We start from the raw sequence: 25,368 nt of genomic DNA, 5'->3' as shown, positions 1-25,368 counted from the left end.
TAACGTGAAGCGGTGACTCGAACCCCACGGCACCGAAACACGGCCGACCTCACCCCCGAGGCCCTCGACTTCCTCACCGAACGCCACCTGGGAACCCTGGGTACCGTCCGGGCCGACGGTACCCCGCATGTCGTCGCCGTCGGCTTCACCTACGATCCCGCCACGGCCCTCGCCCGGGTCATCACATTCGATGGCAGCCAGAAGGTTCGCAACGTCGAACGCGGCGGGTACGCGTCGCTCACGCACGTCGACGGCGCGCGTTGGCTCACGCTGGAGGGGCCCGCACGGGTCAGCCGGGAGCCCGATCGGGTGCGCGACGCCGAGGACCGGTACGCGGCGCGCTACCGCCGCCCCAAGCCCAATCCCCGTCGGGTCGTCATCGAGGTGACGGTGTCCCGGGTACTGGGCTCAGCGGGGTTACGCGGCGAATAGGCCGGCGGCGCAGGCGTTTACATACCCTGTGCGTTGCGCTGTGCCTCTTCGTCGATGAGCGGCAGGTCGTCACGGGTGACCACCCGCGACGCGATCGCATACTCGACGAGCTTCGTGCGACGGTTGCTGGCGAGCTTGCCTCCGCCGCCGCGCATGCCGGACACACCCAGCTGATCGAGTTTGTCGCAGACGTTGTCGAGTTTGCGATTGAACTTGGTCAGCGACCACCCCAACCGTGCGGCGGCCTGCGCCGACGACGGAATCGCACTCGATCCGGTGCCGTCGCGACGCAGAATCTGTTCTGCCAGCACGACGATCAGCACTTTCTGCGACTCGGTCAGCTTCGGCACCCCCACCGTCGTCTGACCGATGTTGATGTACGGCTGAGTCACTTCGTCGACACCGGGAGCGCCCGCGTAGACGTCGAGCTCGTAGGTCGTGGGCCCGGCGGTGAACACCACCGTCGTCTTGCCGAACACCAGCGGCATCCGGGCACCCGGCCCGACGACGCCGGAGAATCCGACGTCGCCCGCGGAGATGCTGGCCGACAGGTGCGAGCCCAGGTTGGACAGCCACCACATGCCGCCCTCGAAGTGCAGAACGAGGAAACGTCGATGAAGGTACGGGTTGTTGTCTACCGAGAGGTCGGCTTCGCGGCCGATGAAGAACCGCTGTTGCGGCGACAGCGGAAACCTCTCACCGCAGTACTCGACGTAGGTCTCGACATCTATCCCGTCCGGCACCATCAGGTCGACTCATCCCTCCCGCGTGCCGTCGGAGGCCGCAGATTCTCCTTGATTGCCATTTCCGTCGTCGACGTCGGTGTCATCGACCGCCGAGGCGTCCGTGACGGTGGTGTCGTCGACCGCTTCGAAATTCAGTGTCGCCGCCTCGTCGACGACGGTGCTCGAGACATCGTCGGCGTCGTCGGCGACCGACACCACGATCACCGTGACATTGTCGTGCGCGCCGAGCGCGAGCGCGGCGTCGACCAATGCGGTGGTGGCCGCCTCGGGGGTGGCCGCAGCGTTGAGGAGTTCGCTGAGTTCCTCGTCGGGCAGCTCGCCGGTGAGGCCGTCGGAACAGATCAGCAGTTTGTCGCCGGGTTCGGTTTCGAAGGCGAAGAAGTCGGCTTGCGGCTCCGACATCCCGGCGCCGAGGGCCCGGGTGATGACATTGCGTCGTGGATCGATGCGGGCCTGGTCCGCCGTCATGAACCCGGCGTCGACGAATTCTTGAACCTGCGAATGGTCGATGGTGACCTGTTCGAGCAGGCCGCCGCGCGAGCAGTAGGTGCGCGAGTCGCCGATGTTGAACACCAGCCAGTGCGGTGCGTCGGAGTAGGTCACCAGCACGGCACCCGTGGCGGTGGTGCCCGCGCGGCGGGTGCTCTCCGAATCGATGTCGCTGATGGCCCGCTGCGCCGAGCGGAGCAGCTCGTCGAGCTTGTCGCGGGTGGCGTCCTGCTCGTCGTAGACGGGAGCCTCGGACAGCGCGAGCAGCGCTGCTTCACTGGCCAATTCGCCGCTCTCGTGGCCGCCCATGCCGTCGGCGAGCAGATACCGCCCCGGCAGAACCAGGGCGGCATCCTCATTTGCCTCGCGTACCCGTCCGACGTTGCACGACACCGACCAGTCCAGTCGCAGCCCCCCCACGACATCGGATCCGGTTGCAGTGTCGTCTCGCACGATTTGTGCCGCTGTCATGATCAGCAGATCCTACTCATCCGAGGGTCGACACCGGCGTATTACCACGGTGAACTAGCACGAATGAATTACCAGCCGCGCTCGGCCAGCCGGTGCGGCTGCGGGATCTCGTCGACGTCGATGCCATGGTCCAAAGTGGGCGAAACTCCAAGCTGAACCGCGTTTGGCGAAGTTACACGCATGCCGACAAGGGTATCTCGGCGCACACTCGGCGCGGGCATCGGGCATGGTGCGCAATCAAGACCCGGTCCCGATAGGGAACATCGCGACCCTGTGCCGCGATACGGACATCACGAACTAAGCGCGTGAGGGCATGACGTCGTTACTCCAATCACGAGTTGAGCAGCCAGTGACACGAGCCGGACGCTGCCCTCGCTCGTCGAGCGTGTGGAATTGGAGGTCTTCACCAGCACCGTCTTGTAGGTCAGTGCTGACACCACCCGGACCAGGAGGGCACCCTAGTGTTGGCGGGAGTTGACACGACCCTGGCGGGCGCGCAAGCGGAGCGAGTCCGAGCAGATTGAGCGGAGGTGGGCGTATGTCGGCGACGAAGCTCCTGGTACTCGGTATCGTGCATCTCTCCGGCGGCGCGCATGGCTACCAGGTGCGGTCCGAACTGCAGACCTGGCGTGCGGACATTTGGGCGAATATCAAGCCCGGCTCGATTTATCACGCGCTGAAGAAGGCGGCGGCGGATGGCCTCCTCACCGAGCACGCCGAGCCGGGCAGCTCCGGGCCGGATCGCGTTCTGTATCGCGCGACAGCTCGGGGACGTGACGAGATAGTCGAACTGGTCCGCGACGGTCTGCGGCGCACCCATGACCCCACCATGCTCGACGCGTCCATCGCCATGTTGCCCATGCTGACCAGGACAGATGCCATCGCGCACGTTAACGAGCGGGTCGCGCGCCTAGAAGCGGAGCTCGCAGAGCAGACCAAGTGGCGGGAGCACCCGAACCCCGACATTCCCGAACACGTCCGCGATCAGGCCGAACTGTGGGCGGGACACGCACGCACCGAACTGGAGTGGGCGAAGAGCCTGAGCAAACGACTGGCTGAGGGCGCCTACACCATGGCCGATGATCCGGGTTCGTGGCGAACGGTCCCCTAATCAACCTTGACTAGACGCTCATCCTTGTGTACTTTAGGCGAGTAATCAAAGTTGACTAGCCAGCTACGTCCGGACGCGGCAAGGAGAGCTCAATGAGCGTCATCCCCAAGAACAGCTCGGAAACCGTTGCGCACACCCGGGCGGGCGAGCAGCATCGGGGTCTGGATTCTGCAAGTCGTGCTGGCGGCGATAATCGCCGGCGGCGGAAATCTCGAAGCTCGCCGGCGACCCGGTCATGGTGGACATGTTCGCCGACATCGGGGCTGGCCAGTGGCTCGGGTACCTGGTCGGAGCGCTGGAGGTCGCGGGAGGGGTTGGACTCTGATCCCGTCTCTGGCGGGCCTGGCCAGTCTCGGGTTGGCGGCATTGCTGACCTGTGCTGTCATCACCGATCAGTTCGTGTTCGAGCAGAGCTCTTGGCTGCCGCTCCCCCTTCTCGTCGTGGCGGCCGTGATCGCAAGGGCGCGGTGGTCGCGCACCGAGGCCGTCGTCGGCACGCTGCTCAGGCGCTGAGACAAACCTCTCGAACGGAGATGTGAGATGAACGAGATGGCCTTTCGCGTGACGTCAAACGATGGCACCACCATCGCCTACGACCGGAAGGGAAGCGGCTCGGCTGTCGTCCTGGTAGGCGGCGCACAGGACGCCGGAGCCGAGAACGCTCCCTTGATACCTGCTCTCGCCGAGCACTTCACGGTTTACAACTATGCCCGTCGGGGACGCGGCGCGAGCGGCTTCACCGAGCCCTACGCCGTGGAAAGGGAGATCGAGGACCTGGACGCATTGATCGCGGAGGCGGGCGGCTCGGCACACCTGTTCGGGGCGTCCTCTGGTGGCGCTCTGGCGCTGGAAGCCGCCGCGGCCGGGTCAGCCATCGACACGATCGCCGTGTGGGAGGTGCCGTACGCGGTCGGGGACGACATCCGCCCGCGATTCGAGGAGTACGTAGCAGACACCCGACACGCCTTCGACGCCGGGCGAGACGAGGAGGTTCTCGAACTGTTCATGCGCATGACCGGCGCCTCCGACGACAACATCGCGGCCAGGAAAGCGGCAGGCAAGCAGACGGCGCATTGGGCGGATTCGGTCGCCCTCGCGCCCACACTGGTCCACGACAGCCTCTTCCTCAACCACTACCAGGTGCCGGCCGATCGACTGGCAACGGTCACCCAACCGGTCCTGGTCACTACCGGAGGACCGATCACGGTCCCCTACATGGCAGGCCTGCCCCCGGACTTCTTCGATCGCGCTGCCGACGAACTTGCAGACCTCCTACCCCACGCTCAACGGAAGACCCTCAAGGGGCCGGATCACGTCGTCGACCCACAGATCGTCGGCCCGCTGTTGCTACGGTTCTTCAGCAGCGAACACTAAGGGGCCCGCGAGGTGTTGCGGGAAGACCGATTAGGCACCGCGCAAGCAGATCTTCGTCGCGCCAGGGACACGGGGCGGACAGGTAGTGTCGAGGTTGATGTCGTCGACGGCATCACAGACCTGATCCTGGCATGCTCGTCACCAACATCTTCGTCACCACGCAAGGTCGGGCCGTCGTACTGACCTGGGCTTCAGTGGGACTCGACCTGGCGTACTCGCTGCTCATCGGCTCCGTCGGCGGTCATACCCCGCACTCCGGGCCGCCCCAGCACCGCCCACCGAAGCCTGCGCAGCACATGACCAGGCACCTCGGTAGGGCCACTGATTCCGGACTGTGTTCGCATGCGATCACCATTCCCAGGCGGTGGCCCGGTGCCGAAAGTCGAGCCCACGGCGTGCTACGTCAGTAGTGCCACCGATGACGCAGCCGCGTTCCCGGGTCGACCTGTACGCGGCGATCCCACTTTGGACCACGGCCCTTCACCACAGCGGCATCTCCGAAAGAATCTGGCCCACGCTACGAAACTCCGCAGCGTGGGCCTGTTCACCTGGTCAAATGGCGATTACCAGCCGCGCTCGGCCAGCCGGTGCGGCTGCGGGATCTCGTCGACGTTGATGCCGACCATCGCTTCACCCAGACCGCGCGACACCTTGGCCAGCACATCGGGATCGTCGTAGAAGGTGGTCGCCTGAACGATGGCCGCCGCGCGCTGTTCGGGGTTGCCGGACTTGAAGATTCCCGATCCGACGAAGACACCCTCGGCGCCGAGCTGCATCATCATCGCGGCGTCGGCCGGGGTCGCGATGCCACCGGCGGTGAACAGCGTGACGGGCAGCTTGCCCGCCTTGGCGACCTCGACAACGAGGTCGTAGGGTGCCTGCAATTCCTTTGCGGCAACATACAATTCGTCTTCGGGAAGCGACGTCAGGCGGCGGACCTCGTCGCGGATCTTACGCATGTGCGTCGTCGCGTTGGACACATCGCCGGTGCCCGCCTCACCCTTCGAGCGGATCATCGCGGCGCCCTCGGTGATACGACGCAGCGCCTCACCGAGATTCGTTGCGCCACAGACGAAAGGCACGGTGAACTGCCACTTGTCGATGTGGTTGGCGTAGTCGGCCGGGGTGAGAACTTCGGATTCGTCGATGTAGTCGACGCCGAGGCTCTGCAGGATCTGCGCCTCGACGAAGTGGCCGATGCGTGCCTTCGCCATCACCGGGATGGAGACTGTGTTGATGATCCCGTCGATCATGTCCGGGTCGCTCATCCGCGAGACGCCGCCCTGCGCTCGGATGTCGGCGGGCACCCGCTCGAGCGCCATCACCGCGACGGCGCCGGCATCCTCGGCGATCTTCGCCTGCTCGGGAGTGACGACGTCCATGATGACACCGCCCTTGAGCATTTCAGCCATTCCGCGCTTGACTCGGGCCGTTCCCGCGCCGCCGGTGCCGCCGTCGGCGCCGAGGATGGTCGGGGTGTCCGGTCCGGGCTGGGCGCCTGACTGGATATCGCTCACTGTGAAACTCCTGAATCAATAAAGACAGCTCGGTACCCGACCAGTTTAGGCCAGCGTCGCGCGCCGTTCACCAGCGGACGTGGCTACCGGGGAGTTACACGCTCGATGATCTCAAAGTAGCGGGGCGGCGCGGCCCGTCCGGCCAGCCGCAGCCACCGAACCGGACGCCGCAACGCCAGGTTGCGCGTGTCGCGGACAGCGTCGTTGTAGAACCGCCGGGCGATCATCACGCGGGTCTCGGCGTCGGCGAGTTCGGTCGCGAGAGCGACCGGCCGTGCACCCACCCCGATCTGCCCGAGCAGCGACGACAGCTGGTTCTCGGCGGTTTCGCGGTCGGCCTCGTCGACGCTCTCCACCAGGTCGGCCGCCACCATCAGCTCGCGACCGATCTCGGCTCGCGCGGCGTCGGACCCGTCGCGAAGCGCCGCACCGATGGTTCGCGCCACGACGGCCCGCCGATCCAGTGCCGCGAGCAGTGATTGTCTGGCCAGATCGACGCGGACGTTGAGCCGATCGAGACGATGCGCTGTTCGGTAGGCCCAGCCGAGCGCGGCCACGACGACGACGCCGAGGCAGATCAGCACCACGACGATGCCCATCAGGCGACGACCTCGACTGGCCCCGCACCGAGCGTGACCGTCTCGTAGACGCGCATGATCTGATCGGCGACCCGCGACCAGTCGTAGCGCCAGGCGTGCGCGAACGCCGACTCGACGAGTTCGCCACGCGCCGCGTCGTCGGAGAGCAACTCGATCAGCGCACTGCCGAGTGCCTCACCGGATCCGGTGGTGACCAGTTTCCCGGCTCGCCCACCGTCGAGGACGCGTGCGAACGCATTGAGGTCACTGGCGATCACCGCCGCGCGCGCGGCCATCGCCTCGACCAACACGATGCCGAAACTCTCACCGCCGAGATTCGGAGCGACGTAGACGTCGGTCGACGCGAGCGCGCGCGCCTTGGTCTCGTCGTCGACTTGACCGAGGAACACCAGATGTTTCGACAGTTCGCCGGCACGGCGTCGCAGCGCCTTCTCGGTGCCGCCGCCGACGACGATCACCTGCAGATCGGGAAATTGTTCGACGACGCGCGGCAACGCGCGCATCAGGATGTCGATGCCCTTGCGGGGTTCGTCGTAGCGGCCGAGGAACAACACCGTGCCCCCGGCCCGCGGGTAACCGTCGAGGGGTGCGGCGTCGGCGAACATCGGCACATTGATTCCGTTGGGAATCTCCACCGCGTCGGAGCCTAGCGATTCCATCTGCCAGCGTCGGGCCAGCTCGCTGACTGCGATCTTGCCGGAGATGCGCTCGTGATACGGGCGCAGAATGCTCTGAAAAGTGCTGAGCCACAACGACTTCGTGGTCGCGGTGTGGAAGGTGGTGACGATCGGGCCGTCGGCCACCATGAGCGAGAGCATCGAAATCGACGGCGAGTTGGGCTCGTGGACGTGCATGACGTCGAACTGGTTCTCGTCGATCCAGCGTCGCAGGCGGCGGTAGCCGGTGGGGCTGAAGTTCACTCGCGCCACCGACCCGTTGTAGGGGATCGCCAGGGCGGGACCGGCGGAGACGACGTAGTCGGGCAGGACCGTCTGCACGCCCGCGGGCGCGAGCACGCTGACCTGGTGGCCGCGTTCGATGAAGACCTGGGCCAACTCAACGACGTGCGCCTGCACGCCGCCGGGAACGTCGAAGGAATACGGGCAGACCATCCCGATCTTCATCAGGATCCGCCCTCGGCGACGGCGAGTCGGCGACGCCGTTCCGCCGACCAGTCCGCCTCCCAGAAGGGTTGCAGCATATGCCAATCCGCCGGGTGAGCCGCGATGTTCTTCGCGAATTCGGCGGCCAGCCGCGCGGTGGTGGCCTCGACGCCGCCGGAGGTGTCCAGCGCGTCGCCGACTTGCAGCCGCGACGTCGGGCCGTCGGTGAACCAGTGGTGGACCGGCATCAACGCCGCGCCGGTGTCGATGGCGAGTTTCGCCGCACCGGCCGGCATCCGGGTCCGTTCGCCGAACATCGTCACCGGCACACCCTTGTGCGTGAGGTCGCGCTCCCCCATCAGACAGATGATCTTGCCGTCGCGCAGCCGGTCGGCGAGTTGCCCGAACGGCGGCTGCTCGCCACCGGTCAGCGGGAAGATCTCGAAGCCCAGACTCTCCCGATACTCGAGGAATCGCCGGAACAACGACTCCGGTTTGAGCCGCTCGGCGACCGTGGAGAAACTGCCGAAGTGCTGAACCAGCCACACCCCGGCCATGTCGTAGTTGCCGCTGTGCGGGAGGGCGAAGATCAGGCCCTTGCCCTTGTCGAGTTCCGCGGTGAATCGCGCGACGTCCTCGTCGGTGATGTGGACGTTCGCAGCAGCTTCGGCGAAATTCATCGACGGCAACCGGAAGGCCTCGTACCAGTACCGAGCGTAGGACGCCATCGCCTGCGCCATCAGGTCGTCGGGAACCGCCTCCGGTACGACGCCGAGGACGCGGGCGAGGTTACGCCGCAACTGATCCGGACCGCCGTCGCGCCTGCCGAAGTAGCCGCCCGCGGCGCCGAACGCCTTGCGTGCGAACGAGTCCGGCGCATAGCGTACGGCCGCCCACCCGGCGCGATAGCCGACATCAGTGAGGGTCTCCGACACCGCCCCCACTCCCGGGATCCTCACTGGGCTCCCGCTTCATGGGGCGGACCGGTCGCGGGGTCGTCGGTGGAGTCGCTCGCCGGAGCAGCCGTCGGGATTAGGTCTCGCGCGCCCGGTGACTGCGCGATCGAGTACATCCGCTGCCCGACGGTGATCACACTGCCCGCGGCGAGCAGCCACATGGCCACGTGGATCGCCCACCACAGTCCCAAGCCGGTGACACCCGCGCCGACGAGCACGATGATCAGGCGATCGGGTCGTTCGATGAGGCCGCCGTCGCCGTTGAGCCCACTCGCCTCGGCGCGGGCCTTGGCGTAGGAGATCACCTGGGAGGTGACCAGACAGATCAGCGTCGCGACGAACAGCAGTTGGTGCGGCTGGGTCACGATGCACCACCACGCCAGACCCGCGAAGATCGCGCCGTCGGCGATGCGGTCGCAGGTGGCGTCGAGGACCGCCCCGAACCGGGTACCGCCGCCACGCGCGCGGGCCATGGCGCCGTCGAGCATGTCGAACATGACGAACAGCCAGATGACCATCGTTCCCCAGAACAGGTGACCCGTCGGGAACAGGGTCAGCGCTGCCGCGATGGACGCGACGGTTCCGATCACGGTCACCGCATCCGGGGTCAGCCCGGTGCGCAGCAACGCCCGCCCCATCGGCAATGTCACCTTCGACACCGACGCTCGCCCGAGAATACTCAGCACGAAGTCTGATCCTGCCATGCCTGCGCGAGCAGCGCGCGGGTGTCGCGCAGCAGCTGCGGCATGACCTTGGTCTCGCCGACGACGGTGATGAAATTGGCGTCACCGGCCCACCTCGGCACCACGTGCTGGTGCAGGTGCTCGGACAACGAGCCGCCCGCCGAGCGGCCCAGGTTCAGCCCGACGTTGAACGCGTCCGGATTGGACACCTGCTTGATCACCGCGATGATCCGCTGCGTGAACGCCATCAACTCCGACGATTCGGCAGGCGTCAGCGCTTCCAGATCCGCGACCTGCCGATACGGCACGATCATCGAATGGCCGGGGTTGTACGGGTAGAGGTTGAGCACCGCGTACACGGTCTCGCCGCGCGCGATGATCAGTCCGTCCTCGTCCGACATCGTGGGGATATCGAGGAACGGGTGCCCAGTCGACTTCGCGGCCGCCGGCTCGGAGGTGATGTAGGTCAGCCGATGAGGCGACCACAACCGCTGCAGGTGGTCGGGCGACCCGGGCCCGCTGTCGCGTATCTCGTCGTCGACGCCGGTCACGGTTGCGCCTGTCCGGCCAGCAGTTCCGCCGTCGGGGATTCGTTGCGTCGTGCGGCCACCCAGTCGGCGATCTGCTCGACTGCGTCGGCGACCGGTACCCCGTTGACCTGGGTACCGTCGCGGAAGCGGAAGCTCACCGCACCCGCCTCGACGTCGCGCTCACCGGCCAGCAGCATGAACGGCACCTTCTGCGTGGTGTGGTTGCGGATCTTCTTCTGCATGCGATCGTCGGAATGATCCACTTCGGCGCGAATCCCCTTACGCTGCAACAGTTCGGCCACCTCCTGCAAATGGTCGCCGAAAGCCTCGGCCACCGGGATGCCCACTACCTGCACCGGCGCCAACCAGGCCGGGAACGCTCCCGCGTAATGCTCGGTCAGCACACCGAAGAAGCGTTCGATGGAGCCGAACTTGGCAGAATGGATCATCACCGGCTGCTGCTTGGTGCCGTCGGACGCAGTGTATTCGAGGTCGAAGCCGGCGGGCTGGTTGAAGTCGTACTGGATGGTCGACATCTGCCAGGTACGGCCGATCGCATCCTTGGCCTGGATGGAGATCTTCGGTCCGTAGTAGGCCGCGCCTCCTGGATCCGGGACCAGATCCAGGCCCGACTCCTGCGCGACGCGCGCGAGTACCTCGGTCGCTTGCGCCCACTGGTCGTCGGAGCCGACGAACTTCGGCGAGTCGTCGCGGGTGGACAGTTCCAGGTAGAACTCGTCGAGACCGAAGTCACGCAGCAGCCCGAGAATGAAGTCGAGCAGGTGACGGATCTCGTCGGCGGCCTGTTCGGGCGTCACATAGCTGTGCGAGTCGTCTTGAGCGAACCCGCGAACGCGGGTCAGCCCATGCACCACACCGGACTTCTCGTATCGGTACACGTGACCGAACTCGAACAGTCGCAGCGGCAGTTCCCGATACGACCGCCCGCGGGACCGGAAGATCAGGTTGTGCATCGGGCAGTTCATCGCCTTGAGGTAATAGTCCTGGCCCTGGCGGGTGATCTCCCCCGCCTCGTTGCGCTCCTCGTCCACGCGCAAGGGCGGGAACATGCCCTCGGAGTAGTACGGGAGATGCCCGGACAGGTGGAACAGATGTTCCTTGGAGATATGCGGCGTCCCGACGTACTGGAAGCCGTTCTCGATGTGCTTGGCGCGGACGTAATCCTCCATCTCACGCTTGATGATGCCGCCCTTGGGATGGAACACCGGCAACCCCGAGCCGAGCTCGTCGGGAAAGGAGAACAGGTCGAGTTCGAGCCCCAGCTTTCGATGATCACGCTTCTCGGCCTCGGCGAGCATCGCCAAGTAGTGCTCCATCGCCTCCGGCGATTCCCACGCGGTGCCGTAGATGCGTTGCAGATCGGCGTTGTTCTGATCGCCGCGCCAGTACGCCGCCGACGACCGGGTCAGCTTGACTGCCGGAATGTACTTGGTGGTCGGCACATGCGGGCCGCGACACAGATCGCCCCAGATGCGTTCCCCGGTGCGGGGATTGAGGTTGTCGTAGGCGGTGAGTTCTCCCCCGCCGACTTCCATCACCTCGGGGTCGTCGCCCGCACCCTTGTCGTCGACGAGTTCGAGCTTGTACGGCTCGCCGGCGAGTTCGGCCTTGGCCTCCTCGAGTGAGCCGTAGACGCGCCGCGAGAAGCGCTGGCCCGACTTGATGATCTGCTTCATCTTCTTCTCGAGTGCCGTCAGGTCCTCGGGGGTGAAGGGCTCGGCGACGTCGAAGTCGTAGTAGAAGCCGTCGCGGATCGGCGGGCCGATGCCGAGCTTGGCGTCGGGGTTGAGGTCCTGCACGGCCTGCGCGAGGACATGTGCGGCCGAATGCCGGATGACGCTGCGACCGTCTTCGGTGTCGGCGGCGACCGGCTCGACGTCGGTATCGGCGTCGGGCGCCCACGACAGATCGCGCAGCTTCCCGTCGGCGTCGCGCACGACGACGATCGCCTGCGGCCCCTTGTTGGGCAGGTCGAGTTCGCGCAGCGCGGTGCCCGCGGTAGTCCCGGCCGGCACACGGATCGTGGCTGCGCTGGTGACTAGTTGGTCCTCGGGCACTGGTAACACTCCTTGCACACGACGGCCGCGCGGAGAGCGCGGCGGAATTCACATCGCCGACGACGATGCCTGGCAAGTATGTTATCCGCGCACACCGACACGACGTGCGCCGCCCTCCGGCGCGAGTGGGCGCTCTAGCGCGTCGAATCGGCGGGCTCGGCGTCGTCGGCGACGCGGGTGCGTCGCGCGTCGAGCACCGTGAGCACGACCGTCGCCGCCAGCACCAACAGATAGCCGCCGGCGTACAACAGGGTCGGCGGGATGTTCCACCAGTTCGACGCCGGGTTGCGCGGCATCATGAACAACCCCAATCCGATGATGTGGTCGGAGGTGAGGTGCCTGCCCGAATCGAACCAGTTGTACACGTAGGTGAAACTCAGCGCGACGACCCCGATCGGCAGGATCAGGCGCCACCACCAGTTGCGGTCGCGCGCAAGCCGGCTGCGGTAGACGACGTCGAACGCCACCACCAGTAGCGGCACGAACCACACCCAGTGATGTCCCCAGGCGAACGGAGAGACGGCACACGACGTCATACCGACAATGGTCACCGCGAGGAGTTCGCGGCCCGAGCGGTGTGCGACGGCCGCAGCCCACAGCGCCAGCACCGCGACGACCAGCGCCGCACTCATCCACATCCATTTGGGTGCGTCGAACGCCGGCGGACCGAATTCCTGACGTACGAGGAATCGTCGAATGTCGAAGTACGCGAGCAACTGGGAAAGAAATCCGTGGATGGATTGATTGGCCGGTGAATCGGCGCGGCCGACCCGCTGGGACCCGGCGAGATCATGCGTCCAGTACTGCCAGGCGTCGTGCGGGATCACCGCGAATCCGACCGCGATCGTGGCGGCCAGCGTCGCCGCGGCGGTGGCGCACGTGCGCCATTGGCGGGTCACCGCGAAGTACACGAGGAAGAATCCGGGCGTCAGTTTCAGTCCGGCGGCCAGTCCGGTACCGACGCCCCGCCATCGTCCCGACGACGCACCGGGGCGTCGGCCAACCAGGTCCGCAACGACCATCAAGACGAGGAACACGTTGATCTGACCCAGCCAGATCGTCGAGCGCACCGGCTCCAGCGCGGTCACCGCGATCCCGAGAAAGGCTGCGGCACAACACAATTTGACGTCGACACGGTAGCCGAGACTGCGAAACGACAAGACGATGATGGCAACGAGCGCCGCATAGGTGGCCGACCACCAGACGACCGCGACGGTCGGCGCGCTCACGAGCGCGAGCGGCACGAAGACCAGTGCCGACATCGGTGGATAGGTGAACTCCAGCTGCCACAGCAACGGACCGCCATAGACGGGCGCACCGTGGAGAACCGCGCGACCCCCCGCCTGGTACACGCGCAGATCGGTGTAGTTCGCGAACAGTCCGTACAACGGGTTGTCCAGCGGTATGGCGGTAGCGTGCCAGATCACGACCAGACCGGCAAGAACTCCAAATCCGGCAACGATCCACCAGGTCAGCGTTATCGGCTCGGTACCCCGGGCCGAGCCCTCTGACGAGTCACTGGACACGCCTTGACACCCTACGCCGCAAGTCTGCGACGGCGGTGCAGCAACGCGAGCGACTCGTCGAGGGGCCCAAGAGCCGCACTTGCGCCGCCCCGTGTCAGGAGAAGGTCAGGCCCTCGAAATCACCGCAAGCGCGCCACTGTTTCATCAGTGCGAAGAACGCGCCGGCGCCGTCCGGGTAGCCGACGTTGTAGCGATCCCGATCGGTGACGGCAGATCCCTCGTTGTTGTAGTAGCCGGGAGTGCACTCCGGTGAGCCGAACGGACGCCCGCGCTCGTAGAGCATGTCCACCCAGGCCTGCTCCGCCTCGGCGGTCACTTCCATCGTTGCGATGTCGGCGCCGCGGGCATGCCCGACGATCTGGGCGATGGTCCGCGCGTTGTCGGCGTAATTGCTCGGCACGTTCGAACCGAGGAACGCCGCCTGCAACATCTGCACCAGGAACAGGTTCGGAAAGCCGCGCATGTGCATGCCGTGCATTGTGCGCATTCCGTCGGCCCAATGCTTCGCCAGCGTCGCCTCGTCGCGGCCCGCCAGCGAGAAACCGGTGCGAGACGCGTAGTCCGTCGCGTATTCGAAGCCGGTCGCCCAGATGATGCAGTCGAGCTCCAACTCCTCGCCATTGATCACGACCCCGCGCTCGGTGATCCGTTCGATGCCCTTGCCGTCGGTGTCGACCAGATGGACGTTGTCCTGGTTGAAGACCCGCAGATAGTCGTCGTGGAACCCCGGGCGCTTGCACAGCTGGCTGTACCAGGCCTTGAGTCCTTCGGCGATTCGGGGATCGGCGACCACGTCGTCCACGCGAGCACGGATCTCCTCCATCTTGGACAGGTCCGCGCCCGCCATCGCCTGGATGAAGCGCTCTTCGGTCAGTTCCCCGGCCGGTATCTCGGCGACGGCATCCCGCAGCCGCCGCCCCAAATCGGTCCAGCCGTCGCCCACCAGGTCTTCGAGTTCGGCGTGGTCGGCGGCATTGCCCAGGTAGGCCTCCCAGTTCGCGGTGAAGTTGTCCAGCCAGGCCTGCTGCCAGCCCGGTTCCGCCGAGATCTGCTCGAACCATTCGGGGTCGATCGGGGCGTTGTTGCGGATGTCAACCGAGGTGGGTGTCCGCTGGACGACGAAGAGGTCGCCGCAGGTCTTGGCGAGTTCGGGAACGGCCTGTAGTGCGGTGGCGCCGGTCCCGATCACACCGACCCGCTTGTCGGCGAGCTTGTCCATCGGTGCCCCGTCGGCGTCGCCGCCGGTGTACCCGTAGTCCCACTGCGTGGTGTGGAAGGAGACGCCAGCGAAGGAGTCGATGCCGGGAACGTCGGGCACCTTGGCCACGTGCAGTGGGCCCAATCCGACGCCGACGAATTGGGCGGTGAAGCTGTCGCCCCGGTTGGTTGTGATGCGCCACCTCGACGCATCCTGCTCCCAGTCCACGGAGAGCACCTCGGTGTGGAACAGCGCGTTGTCGTAGAGGTAGTAGTGTCGGCCGATTCGCCGGGCGTGCTCGAAGATCTCCGGGCCGTGTGCGTACTTCTCGGTCGGCATGTACGAGGTTTCCTCGAGCAGCGGCAGGTAAATGAGCGAACTGGTGTCGCACATTGCGCCCGGATACCGATTCCAGTACCAGACACCGCCGAAGTCCCCGGCCTTGTCGATCAATCGCACGTCGTCGATACCGGCCTCGTGGAGCCGGGCACCCACGGTGAGCCCCGCGAAGCCGCCCCCGATGAAGGCGAAGGTGACGTGATCGGTGACGGGTTCGCGCGCTTGCACCGGTTGGTGAGGGTCGACGCCGTAGCCGGTGAGTACCTTCGTGACCCTGGCGTACTGGCCGAGGCCGTCGTGTCGAAGACGCTTGTCGCGCTCGGCGGCGTACTTAAGGTAGATGTCTGACACGTCGTGAGTGGCGTTTGTCATCGTCGTCTCGTTTCAGGGTTCTAGCGAAGTCCGTCCCAGGACTTCCGCTGGTCGCGGGCGGGGTCGAGTGCGGTGTGGTCGTCTAGGTCGAAGGTATGCACGGCTCGGTGCTCGGAGGTGTAGCGGTCCCAGCCGGGGTCGTGGTTGGTGATGAACCGCGCCCACGCCGCATGGGTTCTCCCGGCGAGGGCCTGCGGCGCATCCGGGCCGGTCATCAGGTCGGAGCCGTCGCGGTCGAGGGAGTTGAAGACGAACGGCAGCTCCAACGCATGACAGGCCCGAAGTCGCTGGACCGGCGATTCCCAGGCGAACTCGTACATCCAGGTCGGGGCACCGATGGCGCCCTGCGCTTCGGCCAGTCGAATGGCGGGGATTCGGAACATCCAATCGGTCGACAGGGCCGCGAGGGTCGCGCCGGGTGAGGGATCGGTCGGGTCGAGGTACAGCTCGGCGATCGCACCGGCATCGGTGAATCCGTAAGCGGCGACAACCCCGGTGAGGGTGGCCTCGTCGATGAGATCGACAACACCGGTGGGCGCCATGAAAAGCCGGTTCTCATGGGTGTTCGTGCCGATCAGCAACGGAATACCCGCGGCCGAACCCCCGGCGATCGCTGCCAGCGGCCGCTGGGGAACGACCGTTCCGTCGATCGTGGGCATGAACGGCATCAGTGTCGCCGCAACCTCGCCCCAGCGGGTGAAGTCGGGCTGCGTCTGCACCTGCTGCTCCACCGCGCCCAGCACCTCGAGGAGCCGCGCGGTAGGCACCGTCGCGACAGCCTCACGAGTCAGCTCGATCCCGAGTTCGTCGCAGACGTGCGCCGCCACCGCCCGCGCCGTGTCCTGGCCGATTGCGTGATGTGCGGCGCCGCTCTGAAGGATCGCCGCCTGGAACAGGCCGACGGCGAGCGGGCTGGCCAGCAGACAGCCGATGCTCATCGCCCCGGCCGATTCTCCGGCCACCGTCACCCGCGCCGGGTCTCCGCCGAACGCGGCGATGTTGTCGCGAACCCAGCGCAGGGCGGCGAGCTGATCGAGCAGGCCGACGTTGGCGACGTCACCGTCGCCGAGGTCGAGGAAGCCCTCGACGCCCAGTCGATAGTTGATGGTGACGCATACGATCCCGGACTTCGCGAAGGCGGTCCCGTCGTACTGCGGCACGGCGCCCGAGCCGTGAGCAAAGGCGCCGCCGTGGATCCACACCAGGACTGGAGCTCCGCGAGCGGACTCCGGGGCCCAGACGTTCAGGTTCAGGGATTCCTCGCCGGGGATGTCGGGCTCGACGAAAAACCCCGAGTACGGCGGCGCGTACCCGTTCTGCGGCACCGTCGGGCCGAACTCGAGGGCATTCCTCGCTCCGCTCCACGAAGCCACCGGTCGAGGTGGACGAAGGCGGTTCGCCGCGGACAGCGGTGCGGCATAGGGGATCCCCAGATACCTCGACACGGCGTTCTCGATACGACCGGTCACAACTCCGTGGGTGGTGCTGATGTTCATAAGGCTCCCAAACGTGATGCACTAAGTAAGTAAACGTTGACTTAGTTTGCGCCCCGTGTCAAGAATCACACTGGAGCTCATGCCTAGGCTGGGGTCACTCGAGAGGAGAAGTCATGGCACGGCTGTCAGCCGCAGATCGACGCGCGCAGTTGCTCGCGGTGGCGCGCGAAGAGTTCCTGCGGTCCGGTGCGGACGGAACCAGAATCCGCGACATCGCCGACCGGGCCGGCGTCAACGTGGCGCTGATCTACCGCCATTTCGATTCCAAGGAGGAACTCTTCGAGGCGGCGATCGTCGAACCTCTCGACGAACTGGCCTCTCGCCTGCTCGCCGAGGCCACCGGACTTGCGATCGGTGACGTCGGAGTGACCGAGTACACGTACGCGTACTACCAATCGGTGCTCCGCGTGTTCTCCGAGACAATCGAGTTGTTCGGCACCATGCTGTTCGGTGACCGTGAAACCGGGCGGACGTTCTACACCGAGCGGATCGTTCCGTTCATCGACGCGACGGCGGCAACCGTAGGCAGCAATCTCGCCGCGTGGGAGCACCGTCCGTTCGATCCGGCGATCACCACGCCGATGTTCGTCGGGATGTGCTGGGGAGCCGCCATGGACGCACACTTCCGCGGCATCGAACTCGACGTCGACGCGACCGCGCGCATCATCTGCGAGATCACTTTCCACGGACTCGGCACGGCAGAGGCGTTCCCCGGTCGACGATGATCGATTCCCCCGAAACGGAAGAAACCACCTGTCACCAGGTGGTTTCGAAAGTGGTCCCAGCTGGGTTCGAACCAGCGACCTCTCGCGTGTGAAGCGAGCGCTCTTCCACTGAGCTATGGGACCGGACGGGAACTACTCCCGTGCACGAGCCAGAACACTAGCACGTGTCCCCCCTGATTAACCAAATCAACTCCGTCCGCCCCGCGATGTCGTTGAAAAGTCATCCGATGGTCACCGACAGACAGGCAATTCAACGCGAAAACACGGTTTGACCAGCCGATTTGGCGAAGTTAGATCGCATCCGATAATGTTTCATCTCGCACCGCCAAGGAGGCCAACACGGCCCGGGAGGTGCGGGAATGCGGATGTAGCGCAGTTGGTAGCGCATCACCTTGCCAAGGTGAGGGTCGCGGGTTCGAATCCCGTCATCCGCTCGGAGTGGGTCCCTCGGGACTCGCACGCGAGTTCCACTCGCAACTGGTGGTGTGGCCGAGTGGTGAGGCAACGGCCTGCAAAGCCGTGCACACGGGTTCGATTCCCGTCGCCACCTCCACCGGTGACATAAACTTTCATAATCTCGCGCGATTAGCTCAGCGGGAGAGCGCTTCCCTGACACGGAAGAGGTCACAGGTTCAATCCCTGTATCGCGCACCATCGTTATCGCAGTTCAGGCACCCTTTCTGGGGTGCCTTTCTGTTTGCCTGCCAACTTCGCCTCCGCATGCTCGAGACCTCCGGCGCTACGGGTGACGTCATGTGATGTTGCTCTCACGTCAGCAAGGCTTGACGTTCTCCTGCGGTCAGCGCAGAAACCGGTGTCCTTGCATCCCGGACGGATCCGCCGACAACAACGACTCGTGTATACCCACGAGGTTTCGATCGGTGAGATCGCCGTCACTGTCGATTTCCATCAGCGCGACGCCGGGAAGGTCTGCGGCATCGATCGGCATATCCGCGGCCATGCCTTCGGACAATCCGAACAACACGCTGAAGGCCATCTCATAGGCCGCGTGGGCGGTGAGCGCTTGTAGGTCGTCGACGTCGGCTCCGGCCTCGACGAGCCGGCGTCCGGCAGGCACCGCCTGAAGAAGGCCGGTGCTGGCGCTGAGCGCGTCGATCTCGTTCCAGATCCGGCGCAGCACCAGAGCGCGGGCGATGACCGGTTCGTCCGCGTCGGCGGCCCGACCTGCTTCCTCGGCATCGACGCCGAGTTGGCCGGCGATTCGGATCAGGCGCTCACGGTTCATCGAGAAGCCCATCCTTGTGGCTCGATCGTCATAGTTCCGGTGCGACGAATCCGCCGATCTCGTCGGCGAGCAGTTCGGCCAGGCGCAACGGTGTCCGATCCTCGAACATCGGGCCGATCAGTTGCACGCCGACCGGCAGACCCTGCTCGGACAGTCCGGTGGGAATCGCGGTCGCGGGCAGACCGGGCAGCGTCGCGACACCCGCCCACAGCAGCTGGTCGTTGAACGAGATTTCGACGCCGTCGACGTCGAGTCGCCGCGCATGGGGATTGGGGGTGTGGTCGTGTGGGAAGGCCGGGGTCGGCGTGATCGGGGCGATCACCACGTCGACCTCGTCGAACACCTGACGCCACCGGTGGCGGATGACCTCCCGGCGTCGGGCCGACTCGATCCAGGCGCGATGGGTCGACGCCGCGCCCCGCAGGCGAGCCGCGTCGAGGCTGGTGTCGTCGGGCGCGAGGCCGTCGGCCTGCGCGGCCAGCGTCCGGTAGACCTCCGGCGGGAACGCGGCCGCGAGCTCGGCCATCAGCATCTCGCTGTAGAGGGCGGCGACAACGCCGAGGTCGGGTAGCGCTTCACACGAACGAATGACCTGTGCGCCTTGGCTTTCCATCGTCGACGCGATCCATTCGACGGCTGCGCGGACCGCTGAGCCCGTCGGCACCAGCGGATGGTCGGTCAGCACGAGTGCCCGGAAGTCGGCGATGCGGTCATGGCGCGGCGCCGGCACCTGCGTCCGATAAGCGATGCCCTCCGTCAGTGGATCGGGTCCAGCCATGACGTCGAACAGCAGCGTCAGATCCGGCGCCGTGCGGGCCATCGGGCCCACGACGGCCATATCGACGCTCGACGGCAACGCGGGCGCGCCGGGAGGTGTATGACCGCGCGATGCCAATAGGTCGAAAGTCGGTTTGTGTGCATAGACTCCGGAGAAGTGAGCCGGTGTGCGCAGGGAGCCGCCGATGTCGGAGCCGATGGACAACGCGCCGTATCCCGCGGCGAGCGCCGCCGCGGAACCGCCCGACGATCCGCCCGGTGTGCGAGTGAGATCCCACGGGTTGTTGGTGGTGCCGTAGATGTCGTTGTAACTCTGCAGGTCGCCGAGGAATAGCGGCACATTGGTCTTGCCGAGGATGACCGCACCGGCGTCGGTGAGCCGGGTGACCTGCACGGCGTCGGCGTCGGCGATGAAGTCGCGCGACGCCGGGATGCCCCAGGTGGTGGGCAGCCCGGCGATGTTGAACGATTCCTTGACGGTGACCGGCAGCCCCAGCAGCGGACGGTCGTCGCCGGCCGCGCGGGCTGCGTCGGAGCGTCGGGCCGCCGCGCGCGCCCGCTCGAAGTCGGGTACGCAGACGGCGTTGATCTTGCCGTCGAGCGCTTCGATGCGGGCGATCGCGGCGTCGGTGAGTTCGATCGAGGTGATCTCGCCACGGCGCATCGCGGCGAGCTGGTCGGCGGCAGAGCTGAATGCGGTGTCCACGTGGTCGACCGTACCGACCGGGGGTGACAAGTCGGCAGGAAAGCTACGCGCCGATGGTTCCGGAGGCGGCAACGTAGGGCGTGAAGAATTGATTGGCGGGGGCGCCTTCGAGGGTCATCACCAAGGCGGGCACCGACATTCCGTCGATCTGTTCGCGAATGATGTCCGCGTGGCCGGCGTGCCGCGCGAACTCCTCGACGAGGTGATTGAGGTAGTAGCGCAGCCGGATGGGGCGGGAGTAGAAGACACCATTCCAGGGAGCGGGCGGAGCGACGACCTCGGCGTCGGGGTCCGCCGCGAGGATCAGTGCGCGTACCTCCGCCTGCGCGGCGTCGAAGTCGGTGAGGAGCTGATCGACGGATTCGTCGGGTCCGACGGCGAACTGGGCGAGGTAGTCGGCGATGCCGGCCTCCGATACCTCCGGCGTCATGTCCTCCCCGGACAGTCGTTGGACGGTCCCGCGGAGACCGTGCAGGGAGTGCTTGATCAGGCCGCCGATGGAAAGAGCACTGCGGCAAGGTGTTTCGCGCAGTTGATCGGCGGTGAGGCCGAAGGCCGCCGCGCGGATGGCGGCGAGCTGCTGGTCGATGTAGTTGGCGATGCCGGTTGCCTCGTCGTCGCGCTGCGGCAGGTACATGGTCGCTCCCTTGTGGTCCGTCGTGAGTGGTCCGTCGTGCTTACGAGAACCAGTCTGACGCCCAATGAGGTCAGTTTCTGTCCGGTAGTGAAACGTGTTGAGGCGATTCGCTACGGTTGCCCGGTGACCGAGAACCGTACCGTGTCGGCGTCACTCGCCGTCGACGTCGCGCTGGCCGACCAGATCGCCGACGTCGCGGCGGTGACCTTTCCGCTCGCCTGTCCCCCGCACTCGCCCGCGCCCGCGATCGCCGAGTTCATCGCTACACACCTGTCGGCGTCGAAGTTCCGGGAGTACATCGACAGCGCCGACGCGGATGTGCTGATCGCATCCGGCGGTGACGGCGCGATCATCGGCTATTCGCTTGTGCTGCACCGAGATCCGGCGGATCCCGACGTCGCGGCGGTGGTCACGGATCGACCGGCGTCGGAGGTGAGCAAGATCTACGTCCTGCCCGACCATCACGGGTCGGGAACGTCGCACGCGTTGATGGCCGAGGCGATCGCCATCTCACGGGCGCGTGGTAGCGCCGTCGTATGGTTGGGCGTCAACCAGGAAAACGTTCGGGCGCAACGGTTCTACGCCAAGATGGGCTTCGTCGAGGTCGGGACGAAGACCTTTGATCTGGGTGGGGTGATCGAGCAGGACTTCGTGTTGGGGTTGGGGTTGGGGTTGGGGTGACGAGCCACTCACAATTGGGCTTTCGCTCAACGAGCGGCCTGAGCCGAGTTCTGACCTCCCCAACGAAAGGGGGCAGGTGCAAGTTCGGTACCCGCAGAATGCAGTTACGTCCTCCGCGCATCAAGCGGCGGTCTCATCACGGCCAAGATGGCCGACAACCCATATCCGGCTACAGCGAGCATAGGTGCGATCCACCACGATGCAACCGAGAACATCAAGCCGCCGAACTGATCCAGCTTGCTCCAGGGTAGATGGATGAAGAAGATCAGTACGCCCATCAGGAACCCGACGTAGAACCAGAAGCTCTTACCCTCATGAATGACTTCAATCAAGCTTGTGAGCGCCAACGCAACAACAGAGGACAATATCGTAGCCAGGTACAAATTGCTGAAGTCAGGTATATAGGTCTGGACGTCTTCGTGTGCACTTTTCGTGGGATGGCCGATCACGCTTGCTATCCACAGGATTCCAAGAGTCAAGAGCATTCCAGGTATCACCACTGAAAGCCTGTCTTTGAAGTTGCGAATAAGCCGGGAACGCTTTTCTTTCTCCGTTTCGAGGGGAGCTTTACCATAGAGATAACCTGACCGCATTACCTGCTGTACGTAGGCAGACAGTATCGTTGCGAGGGTTTGGCCATACTTGTCGGTGAGATCAGATGATCTATTTGCCCGCCAAAGTCCCATCCGCAAACCGACTGGAAATTCCAATTCTACCGGACGCACAGACTTACCATTAACGTCCCCCGATGCAGCAAAGACACGATAGTCCGGAGTTACAATAAAGTCACGTCTCGCAGCATTACTTTCCGCATTTTGGTCGATTATTAAGCTTGCTTCAATATCTCCTGCAACAATCGCTTGGTCCGATCGATCCATGATGTCGCGGGAGGAATTGTCAATTCGCCAGCCCGTTATGTAGGCGCCTCGTTTCCCTGAATTCGCGAGACGCACCGCATACGCCGCGCACCCCAACTTGTTCATTGCGTCAACAAACTCTCGCACGGCGTCACGCTGCGAGTCTGCTCCCATAGCCAGCGCACGTGCCTCCGCCCTGTCATGCGCCAACTCTGATTCTCGTTGCCTCTGGGCATCCTCAAACATCCCCATGCTTCACCCACCGTTCCTTCTCTACCAAGGTAGTTAGTTGCGACCGAAACAAACGATCAGAGGATTTTGACAGACGCCCGACGTACCCCGCGTTGGATGGATTGGAAAACAACGGGAGTGCGCCGTGCCGATATCATTCACAGAACAGATCGATCGTCGCTATCTGTGCCGCGCACACGGCTTTCCACCCTGACCGTGGCACTTGGTGCAGTTTCCCGACATACCCCAGACTTTCCCGGCCCCTTTGCAAGTCGAGCACTGCCCATATCGGCAGTCTTTGCAGCGATCGTCGTACATCTTTGCTCCCGTCGTTCACCTTGGCTACAACAGCTGACGCGCCATCGATTCGACGACGCCTACCAATCTGTTGTGTGATCGAGAGTAGCCGTCGATGCTGCACACCGATGTAGCCCGATCGGACGAATGCGCGGCGGTGCATTGTTACTGGAACTAACTGGTTATAGCCACAAGACAAACAGAAGTCCGCAGACAATACCCCGTTGCGGGCATACTGCCCTCAACACGCAGATTGTCTGCTGATTTCTGCCGGACCTCCCGCATGTCAGAAGCGCGGCTCTATCATTTCTGCAAACAAAAGGTCGATCGAGGGCATTCTGCCCTCGATCGACCAGTATTCTACAGATTTCAGCCGCTGACCCCGACCTACACCCCGGCCTCGGCGAACCGCGACAATGCCAGGAGCCTCGACGTCGCGCGCAGGTACTTCTTCTTGTACCCGCCGTTGAGCATCTCCTCGGTGAAGATCTGGTCGAGCTTCGCACCCGAGACCATCACCGGCACACCGGCGTCGTACAGGCGGTCGGCGAGCACGACGATGCGCAGCGCCACCGACTGGTCGTTGACCGGATGCACACCGCTGACGCAGACCAGCTTCACGTCGTTGACCAGCGCCTTGTACTTCGACGGGTGCAGTGTCGCGAGGTGCGCGCAGAGCTCGTCGAAGTCGTCGAGGGTCGCTCCGTCGGTCGACGCCGCGAGCGCGCTGAGTTCGGCATCGGAGTGCGGATCAGGCGCCGGCGGCAGATCGCGGTGACGGTAGTCGGGACCGTCGACGCGGATCGTCTCGAAAATGCCCGACAATTTGCGGATCTCCCGCAGGAAGTCTTGCGCGGCGAAGCGCCCCTCGCCCAGCTGGCCGGGCAGCGTATTCGACGTCGCGACGATCGACACGCCCTTCGCCGTCAATTCGGCGAGCAGCCGCGACACCAGCATGGTGTCACCCGGATCGTCGAGCTCGAACTCGTCGATGCAGATGACACTGTGTCCGGAGAGCCGTTCGACGGCGTTGATGAAGCCGAGTGCCCCGACGACCTGCGTGATCTCGACGAAGGTCGCGAATGCCTTGGGGCCGGGCATGGAGTGATAGATCGATGCCAGCAGGTGGGTCTTGCCGACGCCGAATCCGCCGTCGAGGTACAGGCCGATGCCCGTAGGTGCGGCTTTGCGGCCGAAGAAGCCGCGCTTACCCGACCGCGCCTTGCTGGCCCGTTCGACGAAGTTGCGCCCGGCGGCGACGGCGGCGGCCTGCGTCGGCTCGTTGGGATCGGGGATGTAACTGTCGAAGCTGACGTCGTCGAAGGTCGGCGGCGGGACCATCTCGGCGATGAGTGCGTCCGGTGCGACGACCGGGTTTCGATCACAAAGTCGTGCTGTCATCGAACCGCCTGACTCGCCGTGCAACTATCCATGCAGGTAAGGGTAACCAGTACAGGCACAATGTCATGGTGTTCCTCTTGCATAAAGCGACCCAGGTCACAACGTCCGTGCCCGCGCCGGGCGCCGATCCGACCCCCTGGTTGACGCAGGCCTACGCCTACCCCGACGCCGACACGCCGGTGCTGCGGGTCAACTTCATCGCCACTGTCGACGGCGCCGCGAGCGTCGACGGCCGCTCCGGCGGGCTGGGCGGCGACGGCGACCGACTGATCTTCGGTGTGCTGCGCAGCCTGGCCGACGCGGTCATCGTCGGTGCCCGCACCGCGGTCGCGGAGAACTATCACGCTCCCGACGTGGGCGTTCTCTACCTCGTCTCGGCGTCGCTGTCGATCCCGACCGACTACGAGACTCTGCGTTCGCCGCGAGTCGTCGTCGTGACGTCCACGACGGCCGATCCCGACCGCCGCGCGACGCTGACCGAGGCCGGCGCGACGATCGTCGACTGCGGCACCGACGGTGTCGACATGGCTACGCTCATCGCCCACTGTCGGGCTCGCGGACAGCTCAAGTTGCTGTGCGAAGGCGGGCCGTCGTTGTTCGCCACGCTGCTCGCCGACGATCTCGTCGACGAACTGTGCCTCACCACCGCTCCCCTGCTCGCGGCAGGCGACGGTCCGCGGATTGCGCACGGCGCCAACGCAATCGACGCCAAGAGAGTGCGGCTCACGCAGCTGCTCGGCGACGACGACGGCTATCTGTACGCACGCTGGGAGCGGCGGGCTTGAGGAGA

Annotated in this window: 24 protein-coding genes and 4 tRNA genes; 10 read left to right on the top strand and 18 right to left on the bottom strand. The window is 65.2% G+C overall.

Features of this window, described 5'->3' with window-relative positions:
• Window positions 1-12 precede the first annotated feature (12 nt).
• The gene (locus HH308_RS02100) at window positions 13-432 is read left to right on the top strand and encodes a PPOX class F420-dependent oxidoreductase (RefSeq protein ID WP_170192469.1); all 420 of its coding nucleotides are present in this window, start codon (window positions 13-15) and stop codon (window positions 430-432) included.
• 17 nt (window positions 433-449) lie between these two features.
• Here HH308_RS02100 and HH308_RS02095 read toward each other — a convergent pair whose 3' ends face one another.
• Window positions 450-1,178 (bottom strand): FHA domain-containing protein, encoded by a 729-nt coding sequence (locus HH308_RS02095; protein ID WP_170192468.1) that lies wholly within the window; start codon window positions 1,176-1,178, stop codon window positions 450-452.
• 9 nt (window positions 1,179-1,187) lie between these two features.
• A complete protein-coding gene (locus HH308_RS02090; RefSeq protein ID WP_170192467.1) occupies window positions 1,188-2,138 on the bottom strand; it encodes a PP2C family protein-serine/threonine phosphatase in 951 nt (316 codons plus the stop codon).
• A 538-nt stretch (window positions 2,139-2,676) separates the two neighbouring features.
• Here HH308_RS02090 and HH308_RS02085 point away from each other — a divergent pair.
• The 3 genes from HH308_RS02085 to HH308_RS02075 all read left to right on the top strand — a co-directional run bounded on the left by HH308_RS02085 (window position 2,677) and on the right by HH308_RS02075 (window position 5,033).
• Window positions 2,677-3,249, top strand: a complete 573-nt coding sequence (locus HH308_RS02085; protein ID WP_170192466.1) for a PadR family transcriptional regulator — start codon at window positions 2,677-2,679, stop codon at window positions 3,247-3,249.
• A gap of 561 nt (window positions 3,250-3,810) precedes the next feature.
• Complete coding sequence (locus tag HH308_RS02080; RefSeq protein ID WP_211188028.1) at window positions 3,811-4,623, top strand: alpha/beta fold hydrolase; 813 nt, start codon at window positions 3,811-3,813, stop codon at window positions 4,621-4,623.
• A 131-nt stretch (window positions 4,624-4,754) separates the two neighbouring features.
• Window positions 4,755-5,033 carry a hypothetical protein gene (locus HH308_RS02075; protein WP_170192464.1) on the top strand — a complete coding sequence of 93 codons (279 nt, stop codon included), beginning with the start codon at window positions 4,755-4,757 and terminating at the stop codon, window positions 5,031-5,033.
• Between the two features lie 153 nt (window positions 5,034-5,186).
• Here HH308_RS02075 and pdxS read toward each other — a convergent pair whose 3' ends face one another.
• The 10 genes from pdxS to HH308_RS02025 all read right to left on the bottom strand — a co-directional run bounded on the left by pdxS (window position 5,187) and on the right by HH308_RS02025 (window position 17,020).
• Window positions 5,187-6,092 (bottom strand): pyridoxal 5'-phosphate synthase lyase subunit PdxS, encoded by a 906-nt coding sequence (pdxS, locus tag HH308_RS02070; RefSeq protein ID WP_170192589.1) that lies wholly within the window; start codon window positions 6,090-6,092, stop codon window positions 5,187-5,189.
• Between the two features lie 131 nt (window positions 6,093-6,223).
• A complete protein-coding gene (locus tag HH308_RS02065; RefSeq protein WP_170192463.1) occupies window positions 6,224-6,739 on the bottom strand; it encodes a LemA family protein in 516 nt (171 codons plus the stop codon).
• The gene (locus HH308_RS02060; protein WP_170192462.1) at window positions 6,739-7,863 is read right to left on the bottom strand and encodes a glycosyltransferase family 4 protein; all 1,125 of its coding nucleotides are present in this window, start codon (window positions 7,861-7,863) and stop codon (window positions 6,739-6,741) included. The genes HH308_RS02065 and HH308_RS02060 overlap by 1 nt, the downstream gene beginning before the upstream one ends.
• A complete protein-coding gene (locus HH308_RS02055; RefSeq protein ID WP_312870281.1) occupies window positions 7,863-8,801 on the bottom strand; it encodes a phosphatidylinositol mannoside acyltransferase in 939 nt (312 codons plus the stop codon). Before HH308_RS02055 ends, HH308_RS02060 begins: the two co-directional genes overlap by 1 nt.
• Window positions 8,798-9,484: a phosphatidylinositol phosphate synthase gene (gene pgsA / locus HH308_RS02050; protein WP_170192461.1), complete on the bottom strand. Its 687-nt coding sequence runs from the start codon at window positions 9,482-9,484 to the stop codon at window positions 8,798-8,800. The genes HH308_RS02055 and pgsA overlap by 4 nt, the downstream gene beginning before the upstream one ends.
• Entirely contained in the window at window positions 9,478-10,032 is a 555-nt protein-coding gene (locus HH308_RS02045; protein ID WP_312870280.1) for an ATP adenylyltransferase, read from the bottom strand. Before HH308_RS02045 ends, pgsA begins: the two co-directional genes overlap by 7 nt.
• Window positions 10,029-12,089, bottom strand: coding sequence for a threonine--tRNA ligase (gene thrS, locus HH308_RS02040; RefSeq protein WP_170192460.1), 2,061 nt, complete (start codon window positions 12,087-12,089; stop codon window positions 10,029-10,031). The genes HH308_RS02045 and thrS overlap by 4 nt, the downstream gene beginning before the upstream one ends.
• Before the next feature lie 134 nt (window positions 12,090-12,223).
• Window positions 12,224-13,615 carry a glycosyltransferase 87 family protein gene (locus tag HH308_RS02035; RefSeq protein ID WP_312870278.1) on the bottom strand — a complete coding sequence of 464 codons (1,392 nt, stop codon included), beginning with the start codon at window positions 13,613-13,615 and terminating at the stop codon, window positions 12,224-12,226.
• 94 nt (window positions 13,616-13,709) lie between these two features.
• Window positions 13,710-15,524, bottom strand: a complete 1,815-nt coding sequence (locus HH308_RS02030; RefSeq protein ID WP_170192459.1) for a flavin-containing monooxygenase — start codon at window positions 15,522-15,524, stop codon at window positions 13,710-13,712.
• 20 nt (window positions 15,525-15,544) lie between these two features.
• Window positions 15,545-17,020: a carboxylesterase/lipase family protein gene (locus tag HH308_RS02025; protein ID WP_170192458.1), complete on the bottom strand. Its 1,476-nt coding sequence runs from the start codon at window positions 17,018-17,020 to the stop codon at window positions 15,545-15,547.
• 113 nt (window positions 17,021-17,133) lie between these two features.
• Between HH308_RS02025 and HH308_RS02020 the strand changes: the two genes are divergently transcribed.
• Window positions 17,134-17,745, top strand: a complete 612-nt coding sequence (locus HH308_RS02020; RefSeq protein ID WP_170192457.1) for a TetR/AcrR family transcriptional regulator — start codon at window positions 17,134-17,136, stop codon at window positions 17,743-17,745.
• A 51-nt stretch (window positions 17,746-17,796) separates the two neighbouring features.
• Here the strand turns inward: HH308_RS02020 and HH308_RS02015 are convergent.
• Window positions 17,797-17,868, bottom strand: a tRNA-Val gene (locus HH308_RS02015).
• Between the two features lie 238 nt (window positions 17,869-18,106).
• Between HH308_RS02015 and HH308_RS02010 the strand changes: the two genes are divergently transcribed.
• The 3 genes from HH308_RS02010 (at window position 18,107) to HH308_RS02000 (ending at window position 18,399) form a co-directional block, all read left to right on the top strand.
• Window positions 18,107-18,179 (top strand) — tRNA-Gly (locus HH308_RS02010).
• A gap of 45 nt (window positions 18,180-18,224) precedes the next feature.
• Window positions 18,225-18,298: transfer RNA gene (locus HH308_RS02005), tRNA-Cys, on the top strand.
• Window positions 18,299-18,324: 26 nt separating this feature from the next.
• A tRNA-Val gene (locus HH308_RS02000) sits at window positions 18,325-18,399 on the top strand.
• Between the two features lie 145 nt (window positions 18,400-18,544).
• Here HH308_RS02000 and HH308_RS01995 read toward each other — a convergent pair.
• Genes HH308_RS01995 through HH308_RS01985 form a run of 3 tightly spaced genes read right to left on the bottom strand, consistent with a single transcriptional unit; the run spans window position 18,545 to window position 21,111 of the window.
• Window positions 18,545-18,991, bottom strand: coding sequence for a hypothetical protein (locus tag HH308_RS01995; protein WP_170192456.1), 447 nt, complete (start codon window positions 18,989-18,991; stop codon window positions 18,545-18,547).
• A 28-nt stretch (window positions 18,992-19,019) separates the two neighbouring features.
• Entirely contained in the window at window positions 19,020-20,474 is a 1,455-nt protein-coding gene (locus HH308_RS01990) for an amidase (RefSeq protein ID WP_170192455.1), read from the bottom strand.
• A 43-nt stretch (window positions 20,475-20,517) separates the two neighbouring features.
• The gene (locus tag HH308_RS01985) at window positions 20,518-21,111 is read right to left on the bottom strand and encodes a DinB family protein (protein ID WP_170192454.1); all 594 of its coding nucleotides are present in this window, start codon (window positions 21,109-21,111) and stop codon (window positions 20,518-20,520) included.
• 123 nt (window positions 21,112-21,234) lie between these two features.
• Here HH308_RS01985 and HH308_RS01980 point away from each other — a divergent pair, with 123 nt between their 5' ends.
• Window positions 21,235-21,792, top strand: a complete 558-nt coding sequence (locus tag HH308_RS01980; protein WP_312870276.1) for a GNAT family N-acetyltransferase — start codon at window positions 21,235-21,237, stop codon at window positions 21,790-21,792.
• 104 nt (window positions 21,793-21,896) lie between these two features.
• Here HH308_RS01980 and HH308_RS01975 read toward each other — a convergent pair whose 3' ends face one another.
• Both HH308_RS01975 and zapE read right to left on the bottom strand, forming a co-directional pair.
• Window positions 21,897-22,901 (bottom strand): hypothetical protein, encoded by a 1,005-nt coding sequence (locus HH308_RS01975; RefSeq protein WP_170192453.1) that lies wholly within the window; start codon window positions 22,899-22,901, stop codon window positions 21,897-21,899.
• A gap of 663 nt (window positions 22,902-23,564) precedes the next feature.
• A complete protein-coding gene (gene zapE, locus HH308_RS01970) occupies window positions 23,565-24,578 on the bottom strand; it encodes a cell division protein ZapE (RefSeq protein WP_170192452.1) in 1,014 nt (337 codons plus the stop codon).
• A gap of 68 nt (window positions 24,579-24,646) precedes the next feature.
• Between zapE and HH308_RS01965 the strand changes: the two genes are divergently transcribed.
• On the top strand, window positions 24,647-25,363 hold the full coding sequence (locus tag HH308_RS01965) for a dihydrofolate reductase family protein (protein WP_312870275.1): 717 nt from the start codon (window positions 24,647-24,649) through the stop codon (window positions 25,361-25,363).
• The last annotated feature ends 5 nt before the right edge of the window (window positions 25,364-25,368 follow it).

Source organism: Gordonia asplenii, assembly GCF_012933505.1.
Taxonomy (GTDB): domain Bacteria; phylum Actinomycetota; class Actinomycetes; order Mycobacteriales; family Mycobacteriaceae; genus Gordonia; species Gordonia asplenii.
This window is presented reverse-complemented; position numbering and strand designations above follow the sequence as displayed.

Bases quoted from the DNA above. Each gene is read 5' to 3' on its own strand.
- HH308_RS02095 (WP_170192468.1), bottom strand. From the start codon at position 1,178: ATGGTGCCGGACGGGATAGATGTCGAGACCTACGTCGAGTACTGCGGT.
- HH308_RS02090 (WP_170192467.1), bottom strand. From the start codon at position 2,138: ATGACAGCGGCACAAATCGTGCGAGACGACACTGCAACCGGATCCGAT.
- HH308_RS02085 (WP_170192466.1), top strand. From the start codon at position 2,677: ATGTCGGCGACGAAGCTCCTGGTACTCGGTATCGTGCATCTCTCCGGC.
- HH308_RS02075 (WP_170192464.1), top strand. From the start codon at position 4,755: ATGCTCGTCACCAACATCTTCGTCACCACGCAAGGTCGGGCCGTCGTA.
- HH308_RS02065 (WP_170192463.1), bottom strand. From the start codon at position 6,739: ATGGGCATCGTCGTGGTGCTGATCTGCCTCGGCGTCGTCGTCGTGGCC.
- HH308_RS02060 (WP_170192462.1), bottom strand. From the start codon at position 7,863: ATGAAGATCGGGATGGTCTGCCCGTATTCCTTCGACGTTCCCGGCGGC.
- HH308_RS02030 (WP_170192459.1), bottom strand. From the start codon at position 15,524: ATGACAAACGCCACTCACGACGTGTCAGACATCTACCTTAAGTACGCC.
- HH308_RS02025 (WP_170192458.1), bottom strand. From the start codon at position 17,020: ATGAACATCAGCACCACCCACGGAGTTGTGACCGGTCGTATCGAGAAC.
- HH308_RS02020 (WP_170192457.1), top strand. From the start codon at position 17,134: ATGGCACGGCTGTCAGCCGCAGATCGACGCGCGCAGTTGCTCGCGGTG.
- HH308_RS01995 (WP_170192456.1), bottom strand. From the start codon at position 18,991: ATGAACCGTGAGCGCCTGATCCGAATCGCCGGCCAACTCGGCGTCGAT.
- HH308_RS01985 (WP_170192454.1), bottom strand. From the start codon at position 21,111: ATGTACCTGCCGCAGCGCGACGACGAGGCAACCGGCATCGCCAACTAC.
- HH308_RS01975 (WP_170192453.1), bottom strand. From the start codon at position 22,901: ATGGGGATGTTTGAGGATGCCCAGAGGCAACGAGAATCAGAGTTGGCG.
- zapE (WP_170192452.1), bottom strand. From the start codon at position 24,578: ATGACAGCACGACTTTGTGATCGAAACCCGGTCGTCGCACCGGACGCA.